The 12,759-nt window shown below is 62.7% G+C and carries 13 protein-coding genes; all 13 read left to right on the forward strand.

Features of this window, described 5'->3' with window-relative positions:
* Window positions 1-15 precede the first annotated feature (15 nt).
* The 13 genes from fliN (at window position 16) to D6Z43_RS01525 (ending at window position 12,754) form a co-directional block, all read left to right on the forward strand.
* Window positions 16-477 carry a flagellar motor switch protein FliN gene (fliN, locus tag D6Z43_RS01465; RefSeq protein WP_120649949.1) on the forward strand — a complete coding sequence of 154 codons (462 nt, stop codon included), beginning with the start codon at window positions 16-18 and terminating at the stop codon, window positions 475-477.
* A 4-nt stretch (window positions 478-481) separates the two neighbouring features.
* Entirely contained in the window at window positions 482-922 is a 441-nt protein-coding gene (gene fliO, locus D6Z43_RS01470; RefSeq protein ID WP_120649950.1) for a flagellar biosynthetic protein FliO, read from the forward strand.
* Window positions 922-1,671 (forward strand): flagellar type III secretion system pore protein FliP, encoded by a 750-nt coding sequence (fliP, locus tag D6Z43_RS01475; RefSeq protein ID WP_077521919.1) that lies wholly within the window; start codon window positions 922-924, stop codon window positions 1,669-1,671. Before fliO ends, fliP begins: the two co-directional genes overlap by 1 nt.
* Before the next feature lie 10 nt (window positions 1,672-1,681).
* A complete protein-coding gene (gene fliQ, locus D6Z43_RS01480) occupies window positions 1,682-1,951 on the forward strand; it encodes a flagellar biosynthesis protein FliQ (RefSeq protein ID WP_120649951.1) in 270 nt (89 codons plus the stop codon).
* 2 nt (window positions 1,952-1,953) lie between these two features.
* Window positions 1,954-2,730 carry a flagellar biosynthetic protein FliR gene (fliR, locus tag D6Z43_RS01485; protein WP_120649952.1) on the forward strand — a complete coding sequence of 259 codons (777 nt, stop codon included), beginning with the start codon at window positions 1,954-1,956 and terminating at the stop codon, window positions 2,728-2,730.
* 52 nt (window positions 2,731-2,782) lie between these two features.
* Window positions 2,783-3,919 carry a flagellar biosynthesis protein FlhB gene (gene flhB, locus D6Z43_RS01490; RefSeq protein ID WP_120649953.1) on the forward strand — a complete coding sequence of 379 codons (1,137 nt, stop codon included), beginning with the start codon at window positions 2,783-2,785 and terminating at the stop codon, window positions 3,917-3,919.
* Window positions 3,920-4,105: 186 nt separating this feature from the next.
* Complete coding sequence (gene flhA / locus D6Z43_RS01495; protein WP_120649954.1) at window positions 4,106-6,229, forward strand: flagellar biosynthesis protein FlhA; 2,124 nt, start codon at window positions 4,106-4,108, stop codon at window positions 6,227-6,229.
* A gap of 15 nt (window positions 6,230-6,244) precedes the next feature.
* On the forward strand, window positions 6,245-7,594 hold the full coding sequence (gene flhF / locus D6Z43_RS01500) for a flagellar biosynthesis protein FlhF (RefSeq protein ID WP_120649955.1): 1,350 nt from the start codon (window positions 6,245-6,247) through the stop codon (window positions 7,592-7,594).
* Window positions 7,595-7,664: 70 nt separating this feature from the next.
* The gene (fleN, locus tag D6Z43_RS01505; RefSeq protein WP_120649956.1) at window positions 7,665-8,498 is read left to right on the forward strand and encodes a flagellar synthesis regulator FleN; all 834 of its coding nucleotides are present in this window, start codon (window positions 7,665-7,667) and stop codon (window positions 8,496-8,498) included.
* The gene (gene fliA / locus D6Z43_RS01510) at window positions 8,495-9,241 is read left to right on the forward strand and encodes an RNA polymerase sigma factor FliA (RefSeq protein WP_028626565.1); all 747 of its coding nucleotides are present in this window, start codon (window positions 8,495-8,497) and stop codon (window positions 9,239-9,241) included. Before fleN ends, fliA begins: the two co-directional genes overlap by 4 nt.
* An 83-nt stretch (window positions 9,242-9,324) precedes the next feature.
* Window positions 9,325-9,699 carry a chemotaxis response regulator CheY gene (locus D6Z43_RS01515; protein WP_003083073.1) on the forward strand — a complete coding sequence of 125 codons (375 nt, stop codon included), beginning with the start codon at window positions 9,325-9,327 and terminating at the stop codon, window positions 9,697-9,699.
* Window positions 9,700-9,719: 20 nt separating this feature from the next.
* Window positions 9,720-10,508 (forward strand): protein phosphatase CheZ, encoded by a 789-nt coding sequence (locus D6Z43_RS01520; protein ID WP_120649957.1) that lies wholly within the window; start codon window positions 9,720-9,722, stop codon window positions 10,506-10,508.
* Between the two features lie 14 nt (window positions 10,509-10,522).
* Window positions 10,523-12,754, forward strand: a complete 2,232-nt coding sequence (locus D6Z43_RS01525; RefSeq protein WP_120649958.1) for a chemotaxis protein CheA — start codon at window positions 10,523-10,525, stop codon at window positions 12,752-12,754.
* The last annotated feature ends 5 nt before the right edge of the window (window positions 12,755-12,759 follow it).

The raw sequence follows: 12,759 nt of genomic DNA on the forward strand, positions 1-12,759 counted from the left end.
AGCCGAGGTCAAGCGATGGCAAACGACATGGACACTACCCCAGAAGAACAGGCCCTGGCCGATGAGTGGGCCGCGGCCCTGGCCGAAGCCGGTGATGCTTCCCAGGACGATATCGACGCGCTGATGAATCAGGGCAGCACAGCTCCCAGTTCGCCACGCGCGCCGATGGAGGAGTTCGGCAGCGTACCCAAGGCCAGCGGTCCGGTAAGCCTCGACGGCCCGAACCTTGACGTGATCCTGGATATCCCGGTGTCCATTTCCATGGAAGTGGGCAACACCGACATCACCATCCGTAACCTGCTGCAGCTCAACCAGGGCTCGGTGATCGAGCTTGACCGCCTGGCCGGCGAGCCGCTGGACGTGCTGGTCAATGGAACCCTGATCGCCCATGGCGAAGTGGTGGTGGTCAACGAGAAGTTCGGTATCCGGCTGACCGATGTGATCAGCCCGAGTGAACGCATCAAGAAGCTGCGCTGAAACCATGCACCGTTTTCTTCTTGCCGGGCTGTCGCTTCTGCCCATCAGCGGCATTGCCGCCGAAACCGCTGTGACCACTCCGGCATCCGCTACGGCGGCTACCCAGGCTGGAAGCGGTATGGCTGCGCAACTGGGGCAACTGGCCATCGGCCTGTTGCTGGTGGTCGGACTGATTTTCCTGCTTGCCTGGCTTCTGCGTCGGGTGCAGCAACTCGGGCCGCGTGGGGGCCAGGTGATCAAGCTGGTAGCCAGTCAGGCATTGGGTCCGCGTGATCGGCTGGTGCTGGTGCAGGTGGGGGGTGAGCAGATCCTGCTCGGCATCAGTGCTGGACGCATCACGCCGCTGCATGTACTGAAAGAGCCCGTGCAACAGGCTGACGCCGAGGCGGCTAGCCCGGAATTCGCTCAACGACTGATGGAACTGCTCGGCAAGGACAAGCATTGATGCCCCGCCTCCTCATTGCGCTGCTGCTGGTGCTGGCTGCGCCCCTGGCCCTTGGCGCCGACAATCCGCTGTCGGTGCCCGCCATTACCTTGTCCACCAATCCCGAAGGTCAGCAGGAATACTCGGTAAGCCTGCAGATCCTGCTGATCATGACGGCGCTGAGCTTCATTCCTGCGTTCGTCATGCTGATGACCAGCTTTACCCGAATCATCATCGTCTTCTCCATCCTGCGCCAGGCGCTTGGTCTGCAGCAGACGCCGTCGAACCAGATCCTCATCGGCCTGGCACTGTTCCTGACGATGTTCATCATGGCGCCGGTATTCGACCAGGTGAACCGCGAGGCGCTGCAGCCCTATCTCAATGAGCAGATGACGGCCCAGGACGCGATAGCGAAAGCTGAAGTGCCGATCAAGAACTTCATGCTGGCGCAGACTCGCGCCAGCGACCTCGACCTGTTCATGCGCCTGTCCAAGCGTACTGATATACCCAGCCCGGATGCTGCGCCGCTGACCATCCTGGTCCCGGCATTCGTCACCTCCGAGTTGAAGACAGCATTCCAGATCGGCTTCATGATCTTCATCCCCTTCCTGATCATCGACCTGGTGGTGGCCAGTGTGCTGATGGCAATGGGCATGATGATGCTCTCGCCCCTGATCATCTCCCTGCCGTTCAAGATCATGCTCTTCGTCCTGGTGGACGGCTGGGCGTTGATCATCGGCACCCTTGCCGGCAGTTTCGGCGGCGTCTAGGAGAGTTGCGATGACTCCGGAAGTTGCAATCGACCTGTTCCGTGATGCGCTCTGGCTGACCTGCATCATCGTCGGGATCCTGGTGGTGCCGAGCCTGGTGGTCGGCCTGATCGTGGCCATGTTCCAGGCCGCCACGCAGATCAACGAACAGACCCTGAGCTTCCTGCCGCGTCTGTTGGTGATGCTGCTCACCCTGATCTGGGTCGGCCCCTGGCTGACCCGCCAACTGATGGAGTACATCCAGACGCTCTATCAGAACATCCCGATGCTGATCGGCTGACCATGCTCGAACTCAGCGACGCGCAGATCGGCGGCTGGATCGGCAGCTTCCTGCTGCCGTTGTTCCGCATTGCCGCGCTGTTGATGACCATGCCGATCATCGGCACGCAGCTCGTGCCGACACGCGTTCGCCTGTACCTGGCGCTGGCGATTGCCGTGGTGCTGGTGCCCACGCTGCCCCCCATGCCGCAGGTCGACGCCATCAACCTCGGCAACATCCTGCTGGTGGGCGAGCAGATTCTGGTGGGCGCCTTACTCGGTTTCGTGCTGCAACTGTTCTTCCACGCCTTCGTGGTGGCGGGGCAGATCATCTCCATGCAGATGGGCCTGGGCTTCGCCTCCATGGTCGACCCCACCAACGGTGTTTCGGTGCCGGTGCTTGGCCAGTTCTACCTGATGCTGGTAACCCTGTTGTTCCTCTCCATGAACGGCCATCTTGTGGTCTTCGAGATACTCGCCGAGAGCTTCGTCACCCTGCCGGTAGGCGGCGGCTTGCTGACCAATCATCACTGGGAAGTGGCCGGCAAGCTCGGCTGGGTGATGGGGGCAGGGTTGCTGCTGTCGCTGCCAGCGATCACCGCGCTGCTGGTGGTCAACCTGGCCTTCGGCGTGATGACCCGCGCAGCACCCCAGCTGAACATCTTCTCCATCGGCTTCCCACTGACCCTGGCGCTGGGCCTTGTGATCGTCTGGATCGGCATGGCCGACATCCTCTCCCAGTACCAGGTACTGGCCAGTGACGCCCTGCAGCTCATGCGTGAGCTGGCGAGGGCGCGATGAACAACTCCTTACCCGTCCCGGCGGTTACCCGGGCCTACTGCTGAGGTGAGCCATGGCAGAAAGTGAGAGCGGGGCGGATAAGAGCGAGGAACCCACAGGGAAACGGCTGCGGGAGGCCCGCGAGAAGGGCCAGATCGCCCGTTCCCGGGAGCTGAATACCTTAGCCGTGACCCTGGCTGGCGCGGGTGGCCTCCTCGCAACCGGTGGTGGCATTGCCGACATGCTGATGAAGCTGATGCACAGCAACTTCGACTTGCCGCGCGAGGTTCTGATGGATGAGCGCAGCATGGGGTTGTTCCTGCTCACCTCGGGCAAGATGGCGCTGGACGCTTTGCTGCCGCTGTTGATAACCCTATTGGTGGTATCCATCGTCGGCCCGATTTCCCTGGGCGGCTGGCTGTTCTCGACCGAAGCGCTGATGCCCAAGTTCAGTCGCATGAACCCGCTTTCCGGGCTCAAGCGAATGTTCTCCCTGCATGCACTGGCGGAACTGCTCAAGGCGTTGGCCAAATTCGCACTCATCCTGCTGGTGGCGCTCGCGGTGCTCAATTCAGACCGTGACGATCTTCTCGCCATTGCCCATGAGCCCTTGGACATGGCCATCCTGCACAGCGTCCAGGTAGTGGGCTGGAGTGCTGTCTGGCTCGCCTGCGGCCTGATCCTGATTGCCGCCGTGGACGTGCCCTTCCAGCTTTGGGACAACAAGCAGAAGCTGATGATGACCAAGCAGGAAGTGCGCGACGAGTACAAGGACTCCGAGGGCAAGCCTGAGGTCAAGTCGCGTATCCGCCGACTTCAGCGGGAGATGGCCGAGCGGCGCATGATGGCCTCCGTGCCTCAGGCCGACGTCGTCATCACCAACCCGACTCACTTCGCCGTGGCGTTGAAGTACGACGCCGAAAAGGGCGGCGCGCCGCTGCTGCTGGCCAAGGGTAATGACTTCACCGCACTGAAGATCCGCGAGATTGCCCAGGAGAACCAGGTGACGGTGCTGGAGTCCCCGGCCCTGGCGCGGGCGGTGTATTACTCCACCGAACTGGACCAGGAAATCCCCGCCGGACTCTACCTTGCCGTTGCCCAGGTCCTGGCCTACGTCTATCAACTCAAGCAATTCCGTTCCGGCCGCGGCAAGCGCCCGGCGCCGCTGAACAACCTGCCGATCCCGCCGGATTTGCGGCGGGATGAGTGACGCCAGTCACCATCCTGTAGGGGCGAATTCATTCGCACCTACAGGCCATTCCCCGAATTAGTCCTTTTCATTCAGCCCCTTAACGAAGTTGGAAAGCTTCTTGCACAAAGGGGATTGCGACGCCACCTGGCGTCAAAAGATTGGATGTGCGAAGCGATGCTTCGCGAAAGGGGTAGGGGAGTAGCAGTGGATCGTACGCAACTGATCGGCAATGTCCGCAACAACCTGATCGGCATGGGTCGTGGCAACCTCGGGGTGCCCCTGCTGGTGCTGGTGATGCTGGGCATGATGACCCTGCCGGTGCCGCCGTTCCTGCTCGACGTGTTCTTCACCTTCAACATTGCCCTGTCGATCGTGGTGCTGCTGGTCAGCGTCTATGCCCTGCGTCCCCTGGATTTCGCGGTTTTCCCGACCATTCTGCTGGTCGCCACCCTGTTGCGCCTGGCGTTGAACGTCGCCTCCACCCGCGTGGTGCTGCTCCACGGCCAGGACGGTCATGACGCCGCGGGCAAGGTGATCCAGGCCTTCGGCGATGTCGTGGTGGGCGGCAATTACGTCGTCGGTGCCGTGGTCTTCGCGATCTTGATGATCATCAACTTCGTGGTGGTCACCAAGGGTGCCGGGCGCATCTCCGAGGTGAGTGCGCGTTTCACCCTGGACGCCATGCCCGGCAAGCAGATGGCCATCGACGCCGACCTCAACGCCGGCCTCATCGACCAGGCCGAGGCCAAGAAGCGCCGCTCCGAGGTTTCCCAGGAAGCCGACTTCTACGGTTCCATGGACGGCGCGAGCAAGTTCGTGCGCGGCGATGCCATCGCCGGCCTGCTGATTCTCTTCATCAACCTCATTGGCGGCATGGCCATCGGCATGCTGCAGCATGGCCTGAGCTTCAGTGACGCCGGCCGCATCTACTCGCTGCTGACCATCGGTGACGGTCTGGTGGCGCAGATTCCGTCGCTGCTGCTATCTACCGCTGCGGCCATCATGGTGACCCGAGTGTCTTCCTCCGAAGACATGGGTCAGCAGGTCAATCGCCAGATGTTCGCCTCGCCCAAGGCGCTGGCGGTGTCCGCCACCATCCTTATTGCCATGGGTCTGGTGCCGGGCATGCCGCACGTCTCCTTCATCGGTCTGGGTCTTGTGGCTGGCGGCGGTGCCTGGTGGATCTGGCATCGGCAGAAGCAGGTCAAGGATCAGGCTGTGAAGGAAGAACAACGTCAGCAGGAGCTGCTGCCGGCCCAGCGTGCCCAGGAAACCAAGGAACTGGGCTGGGACGATGTGATTCCGGTTGATCTCGTGGGGCTGGAGGTGGGCTACCGCCTGATTCCGCTGGTGGATCGCAACCAGGGCGGCCAGTTGTTGGCGAGGATCAAGGGTGTTCGCAAGAAGCTCTCTCAGGAAATGGGCTTCCTGATGCCCTCGGTGCATATCCGCGACAACCTCGACCTGCTGCCCAACGCCTATCGGCTGACGCTGATGGGGGTAAGCGTGGCTGAAGCGGAGGTCTATCCGGACCGCGAGTTGGCGATCAACCCCGGCCAGGTGTTCGGCACCCTCAATGGTGTCGCCGCCAAGGATCCGGCGTTCGGTCTGGAGGCCGTGTGGATTGACGCCAGCCAGCGCGACCAGGCGCAGTCGCTCGGCTACACCGTGGTCGATGCCAGCACCGTGGTCGCCACTCACCTGAACCAGGTGCTGCACAAACATGCCCATGAGCTGCTGGGTCACGAAGAAGTCCAGCAACTGATGCAGAACCTGTCCAAGAGTTCGCCGCGCCTGGCCGAAGAGCTGGTGCCGGGCATGGTGTCGCTTTCGACCCTGCTCAAGGTACTTCAGGCCCTGCTGCAGGAGCAGGTGCCGGTGCGTGACATCCGCACCATCGCCGAAGCCATCGCAAACATGGCGCCCAAGAGTCAAGATCCCGCCGCGCTGGTGGCTGCCGTCCGCGTCTCGTTGGCCCGCGCAATCGTGCAAAGCATTGTGGGACTAGAGCCGGAGCTGCCTGTGATCACTCTGGAACCCAGGTTGGAACAGATATTGCTGAATAGCCTGCAGAAGGCCGGACAGGGTTCGGAAGATGGCGTTCTCCTCGAACCCGGAATGGCCGAGAAGCTGCAACGTTCCCTGGTGGAAGCGGCGCAGCGCCAGGAGATGCTCGGCAAGCAGGCGATCCTGCTGGTGGCTGGGCCGATCCGGGCGATGATGTCGCGCTTCGCAAGGCTCGCCGTGCCAACCATGCACGTACTGGCCTACCAGGAAATACCGGACAACAAGCAGGTCACCATAGTTGCCACTGTGGGGCAGAACTAACCGAGGTCAACGGCCATGCAGGTCAAACGTTTCTTCGCCGCCGATATGCGTCAAGCCATGAAGCTGGTGCGTGATGAACTGGGCGCGGATGCCGCCATCATCGGTAACCGCCGTGTCGCCGGCGGTGTCGAGCTGACCGCGGCGCTGGACTACCCAATGCCGGCAGCAGCCCCGAGCAGGCCGAACCCGGCCCTCGAGGCGGAATTGCGCAAGACCCAGGCGCGCATCGCCGAAGCCCAGGCTGAGCTGACCACGCGTGCCCAGGCTGACGCCGGCAAGGACCGTCAATTGTTCGCCGGCGAGCCGCTGACCGCCATCGAATCCGAACTGCCGGAATCCGCCCTGGCCGCCGCCATGAGTCGTCCGCGCGCAGTCCCCCGCGCCGCGGAGCCCGTCAGCGCGCCCAAGCCCGCTGCCGTGGATCAGGCTGCCCTGGATGCCATGCGTTTCGAGCTGAGCGGCCTGCGCGAACTGATTGAAGTGCAACTCGGCTCCATCGCCTGGGGCCAGATGCAGAGCCGCCGCCCTCAGCAGGCCAGCCTCTGGCGCCGCCTGCAACGCATGGGGCTGCCGGCCGAACTGGCCCGGGCCCTGCTGGACAAGGTGGCCAAGGTCAGCGAGCCGCGTCAGGCTTGGCGCATGCTGCTGGCGCACCTGTCCCACGCCATTCGCACCCCGCAGACCGAACCGCTGGAAGAGGGCGGGGTGATCGCCCTGGTCGGTCCGGCCGGCATGGGCAAGACCACCACCCTGGCCAAGATGGCTGCTCGCTACGTGCTTAAGTACGGCGCGCAAAACGTCGCCCTGGTGAGCATGGACAGCTTCCGCATCGGTGCTCAGGAGCAGATCAAGACCCTGGGCCGAATCCTCAATGTGCCGGTGACCCTGGTCGATCCTGGCCAGTCCCTGACCCAGGCTGTGGCTCCCTTGGCCCGCAAGCGCGTGGTGCTGATCGATACCGCCGGTCTGCCGGTCAACGATCCGGCCCTGACCATGCAGCTCGAAGCACTGGCCAGCCGTGCGATAAACGCGAAGAATTACCTGGTGATGGCGGCCACCAGTCAGAGCCAGGTGCTCAAGGCTGCCTATCACAGCTACAAGCGTTGCGGCCTGGTCGGTTGCATCATTACCAAGGCGGACGAAGCGGCCAGCCTGGGCGAGGTTTTGGGGCTGGCTATCGGCCAGCATCTCCCGGTAGCCTATCTGGCCGACGGCCCGCGAATCCCGGATGATCTGCAGGTTCCCCGCAGCCACCAACTGGTGAGCCGTGCGGTCAGCCTCCAGGCTCCGGAGGACCCGAGTGAAGAAGCCATGGCTGACCTGTTCGCCGGGCTTTACCAGAATCCGGCGCGCCGCGCCGGTTGAAGAATTGTGAACCGCCTCCTCGGGGGGCGGTGCTGGACCGCCAACTGGCCCCTAAGGCAAGGTATTTGAAATGGGTAGTATGCATCCCGTACAGGTGATCGCGGTGACCGGCGGCAAGGGCGGCGTCGGCAAGACCAACGTGTCCGTGAACCTCTCGCTGGCCCTGGCTGATCTTGGCCGTCGCGTCATGTTGCTGGACGCCGACCTCGGCCTGGCCAACGTCGACGTCCTGCTCGGCCTCACCGCCAAGCGCACCCTGGCCGATGTGATCAATGGCGAATGCGACCTGCGCGACGTGCTGTTGCAGGGACCGGGGGGCATTCGTATCGTCCCGGCCGCCTCCGGCACCCAGAGCATGGTGCAGCTTTCGCCCATGCAGCACGCCGGCCTGATCCAGGCATTCAGTGAAATCAGCGACAACCTCGATGTGCTGGTGATCGACACCGCCGCCGGCATCGGCGATTCCGTGGTCAGCTTCGTCCGGGCAGCGCAGGAAGTGATAGTGGTCGTCTGCGACGAACCGACTTCCATCACCGACGCCTACGCGCTGATCAAGCTGCTCAACCGCGATTACGGCATGAACCGCTTCCGCGTGCTGGCCAACATGGCCCACAGCCCGCAGGAAGGGCGCAACCTGTTCGCCAAACTGACCAAGGTTACCGACCGTTTCCTCGACGTCGCCCTGCAGTACGTGGGTGCCGTGCCCTACGACGAGTCGGTGCGCAAGGCCGTGCAGAAGCAGCGCGCGGTCTATGAAGCCTTCCCGCGTTCGAAGTGCTCCCTGGCCTTCAAGGCCATCGCGCAGAAGGTCGACAGCTGGCCGCTACCGGCCAATCCGCGGGGCCACCTGGAGTTCTTCGTCGAGCGGCTGGTCCGGCAGCCGTCTGCGGAAACCCCTGTATGACACCCGCCACGGGGCTGCGTATGTACGGCAAGGCACAGGCAAGGGATTCGCAACATCAGTTGATCGAGCGCTATGCCCCCCTGGTCAAGCGCATCGCCTATCACCTGCTCGCGCGCCTGCCGGCCAGCGTTCAGGTGGAAGACTTGATGCAGTCCGGGATGATCGGGTTGCTCGAGGCCTCGAAGAAATACGACGGTAGCAAGGGCGCCAGCTTCGAAACCTACGCCGGCATCCGCATCCGCGGGGCCATGCTCGACGAAGTCCGCAAGGGCGACTGGGCGCCGCGCTCGGTGCATCGCAATACGCGCATGGTGAGTGATGCGATCCGCACCATCGAGGCCAGAACTGGCCGTGACGCTAAAGATCAGGAAGTTGCTGCCGAACTTGGATTGAGTCTCGAAGACTACTACGGCATCCTGAGCGACACCTTGGGCAGCCGCCTGTTCAGCTTCGACGACCTGTTGCAGGACGGCGAGCAGGGCGGCGTGCACGAGGACGCCGGTGTCACCCAATTCTCGCCTTCCCATGATCTGGAAGAAGATCGTTTCCAGGCCGCGCTGGCTGATGCCATCGCGAACCTGCCGGAGCGTGAGCGCCTGGTGCTGGCGCTGTATTACGACGAAGAACTGAACTTGAAGGAAATCGGTGAAGTGCTGGGGGTCAGCGAGTCGCGAGTCAGCCAGTTGCATAGCCAGTGCGCGGCACGTCTGCGCGCACGGCTGGGCGAATGGCGCGCGCGCTGAGCGGTACACCGCTTTCGGATTTGAATGGCGTCCCCGGCAAGAGGGGCGTTTGAGACTGTACGGAGGTCGACTTGGACAAGAACATGAAAATCCTCATCGTTGATGATTTCTCGACGATGAGACGCATCATCAAGAACCTCTTGCGCGACTTGGGATTCACCAATACCGCCGAAGCGGACGACGGCACCACCGCCCTGCCGATGCTGCACAGCGGAAACTTCGACTTCCTCGTGACCGACTGGAACATGCCTGGCATGACCGGTATCGATCTGCTGCGCGCGGTACGCGCCGATGAGCGCCTTAAGCACCTGCCGGTCCTGATGGTGACTGCCGAGGCCAAGCGCGACCAGATCATCGAAGCGGCTCAGGCCGGTGTGAACGGCTATGTGGTCAAGCCTTTCACTGCCCAGGTCCTGAAAGAAAAAATCGAGAAGATCTTCGAGCGGGTCAACGGCTGAATGTCAGCCGCGAGGGCACCATGGACCAGAAAGAACACCTGCTGGGAGACTTCGAGTCGACCCTGAAAGTCCGTGCGCGGGAATTGGTGGATAGCCTCGAGAAAGGCAACTTCACCGACGCCGTGCAACTCATCCACGAACTCAATCACGTCCGTGATCGCGGCCTCTACCAGGAAGTCGGCAAGCTCACTCGTGAGTTGCACAACGCCATCGTCAACTTCCAGATCGACCCGCATCTGCCCCATGCCCAGGAAATGTCGCAGATCGCCGATGCGACTGACCGTCTTTCCTATGTGGTGCAAATGACCGAGAAGGCCGCCAACCGCACCATGGATCTGGTGGAGGAAAGCGCGCCACTGCTCAACGGCCTGAGCGACGAAGCCCAGAAGCTGGGTGAGGAATGGAGCCGCTTCATGCGTCGGGAAATCGGTGCGGACGGATTCCGTGACCTGGCCCGCCGCATCGAGCAGTTCCTCGCCCGCAGCCAGCGCGATACCGATGCGCTGTCCGGCAAGCTCAACGACATTCTGCTCGCGCAGGACTACCAGGACCTCACCGGCCAGGTGATCAAGCGCGTGACCCAGCTGGTTACCGAAGTGGAGAGCAACCTGGTCAAGCTGGTGATGATGGCCAGCCAGGTAGATCGCTACGCCGGCATCGAGCACGACCACGACGCGCTGCGCGTTGAGCTGGAACAACAAAAAAATCCTTCCAGGGGTGAAGGTCCGCAGATCCATGCCGATATACGTGAGGACGTAGTGTCCGGACAGGACGACGTCGACGATCTGCTATCCAGCCTTGGGTTTTAGGGAGCACTCCACTTATGAGCTTCGACGCCGATGAAGAAATCCTCCAGGACTTCCTGGTAGAGGCCGGCGAGATTCTGGAGCAACTGTCCGAGCAGCTGGTCGAGCTGGAAAGCCGCCCGGACGACATGGACCTGCTCAACGCGATTTTCCGTGGTTTCCATACCGTGAAAGGCGGAGCTGGCTTCCTCCAGCTCAATGCGCTGGTGGAGTGCTGCCACATCGCCGAGAACGTTTTCGACATCCTGCGCAAGGGCGAGCGCCGCGTGGATGCCGAGCTGATGGACGTGGTGCTTCAGGCCCTGGACACGGTCAATGAAATGTTCCGCGAAGTACGTGAGCGCAGCGAACCGACGCCTGCGACTCGGGAACTGCTGGCTGCCTTGTCGCGTCTCGCTGAGCCGGCAGGCGCCGAGCCCGTGGTTGCTTCTTCGGTAGCTCCTGCTTCGGTGATCGTGGAGTCGGCTCCCGTCGAAGCGAAAGCCGATATCACCGACAGCGAGTTCGAGCAGTTGCTCGACGCGCTGGGCGATAACGCTGGTGGTGCCGCTGAGCCGGTTGCAGCCACTGCCGATGAAATCACTGACGACGAATTCGAAGCGCTGCTCGACCAGTTGCACGGCAAGGGCAAGTTCGTAGCTGCGGTTGAACCGGAAGCCGCCGTTGCGGCCAGCACCCCGGTGAGCGCCCTGGCGAGTGCTGGCGCGGGCGACGAAATTTCTGACGACGAGTTCGAGGACCTGCTGGACCAGCTGCATGGCAAGGGCAAGTTCAATGGCGCCGCTGAAGTCGCTGCCATCGCCCCGGCCGCTCCCGTCGTACCGGACGTACCAGCGAGCGGTGAAAACATCACCGATGACGAGTTCGAAGCGCTGCTCGATCAGTTGCACGGCAAGGGCAAGTTCAACGGTGCTACTGAAGAGCCGGCCGCGACCCCCGCTGTCAGCCGTCCTTCCCCCGTCGCTGCTCCAGCTCCAGTTGCCAGACCCGCTGCCAAGACCGAGCCGGCCTCGGCACCTCGTCAGTCCGCTGCACCTGCCGCCGCTGGTAATGGCGCTGCCGGTCCCGCAGTGGCCAGTGAGGCGGAAACCACCGTACGGGTGGATACCGCGCGCCTGGACGAGATCATGAACATGGTCGGCGAGCTGGTACTGGTGCGTAACCGTCTGGTACGCCTGGGCTCCAACAGCGGCGACGAGTCCATGGCCAAGGCCGTGTCCAACCTGGACGTGGTCACCGCCGACCTGCAGACCGCGGTGATGAAAACGCGGATGCAGCCGATCAAGAAAGTCTTCGGCCGTTTCCCGCGGCTGGTTCGTGACCTGGCGCGAAACCTGAAGAAGGAAATCAACCTCGAGCTGGTGGGCGAGGAAACCGACCTGGACAAGAACCTGGTCGAAGCCCTGGCCGATCCGCTGGTGCACCTGGTGCGCAACGCCGTCGACCACGGCATCGAATCGCCCGAAGAGCGCGAGGCCGCTGGCAAGCCGCGCACTGGCCGCGTTGTCCTCTCTGCCGAGCAGGAAGGCGACCACATCCTTCTGATGATCACCGACGACGGCAAGGGCATGGATGCGGCCGTACTTCGCGCCAAGGCCGTGGAGAAGGGGCTGCTGGACAAGGATGCCGCCGAACGCCTGACTGAGCTGGAGTGCTACAACCTGATCTTCGCCCCGGGCTTCTCAACCAAGACCGAGATTTCCGATGTGTCTGGCCGCGGCGTCGGCATGGACGTGGTGAAGACCAAGATTTCCCAGCTCAACGGCACGGTGAACGTGTTCTCTCAGAAGGGCTCGGGCTCGAAGATCGTCATCAAGGTCCCGCTGACCCTGGCGATCATGCCGACGCTGATGGTGATGCTGGGCAACCAGGCTTTCGCCTTCCCGCTGGTGAACGTCAACGAGATCTTCCACCTGGACCTGTCGCGCACCAACGTGGTGGACGGCCAGGAAGTCGTGATCGTCCGCGACAAGGCCCTGCCGCTCTTCTACCTCAAACGCTGGCTGGTGCGAGATGCCGCCGTTGAGGAGCAGGGGGAGGGCCACGTTGTGATCCTTTCCGTGGGCACCCAACGCATTGGCTTCGTGGTCGACCAACTGGTGGGTCAGGAAGAAGTGGTGATCAAGCCACTGGGCAAGATGCTCCAGGGAACGCCGGGCATGTCCGGCGCCACCATTACCGGCGACGGCCGTATCGCACTGATCCTCGACGTGCCGAGCATGCTCAAGCATTACGCACGCCGTGGTTGATCTGG

It is taken from the genome of Pseudomonas sp. DY-1 (assembly GCF_003626975.1).
Lineage (GTDB): Bacteria > Pseudomonadota > Gammaproteobacteria > Pseudomonadales > Pseudomonadaceae > Metapseudomonas.

Coding starts and splice junctions, on each gene's coding strand:
- fliN (WP_120649949.1), top strand. CDS start 16: ATGGCAAACGACATGGACACTACCCCAGAAGAACAGGCCCTGGCCGAT.
- fliO (WP_120649950.1), top strand. CDS start 482: ATGCACCGTTTTCTTCTTGCCGGGCTGTCGCTTCTGCCCATCAGCGGC.
- fliP (WP_077521919.1), top strand. CDS start 922: ATGCCCCGCCTCCTCATTGCGCTGCTGCTGGTGCTGGCTGCGCCCCTG.
- fliQ (WP_120649951.1), top strand. CDS start 1,682: ATGACTCCGGAAGTTGCAATCGACCTGTTCCGTGATGCGCTCTGGCTG.
- fliR (WP_120649952.1), top strand. CDS start 1,954: ATGCTCGAACTCAGCGACGCGCAGATCGGCGGCTGGATCGGCAGCTTC.
- flhB (WP_120649953.1), top strand. CDS start 2,783: ATGGCAGAAAGTGAGAGCGGGGCGGATAAGAGCGAGGAACCCACAGGG.
- flhF (WP_120649955.1), top strand. CDS start 6,245: ATGCAGGTCAAACGTTTCTTCGCCGCCGATATGCGTCAAGCCATGAAG.
- fleN (WP_120649956.1), top strand. CDS start 7,665: ATGGGTAGTATGCATCCCGTACAGGTGATCGCGGTGACCGGCGGCAAG.
- fliA (WP_028626565.1), top strand. CDS start 8,495: ATGACACCCGCCACGGGGCTGCGTATGTACGGCAAGGCACAGGCAAGG.
- D6Z43_RS01515 (WP_003083073.1), top strand. CDS start 9,325: ATGAAAATCCTCATCGTTGATGATTTCTCGACGATGAGACGCATCATC.
- D6Z43_RS01520 (WP_120649957.1), top strand. CDS start 9,720: ATGGACCAGAAAGAACACCTGCTGGGAGACTTCGAGTCGACCCTGAAA.
- D6Z43_RS01525 (WP_120649958.1), top strand. CDS start 10,523: ATGAGCTTCGACGCCGATGAAGAAATCCTCCAGGACTTCCTGGTAGAG.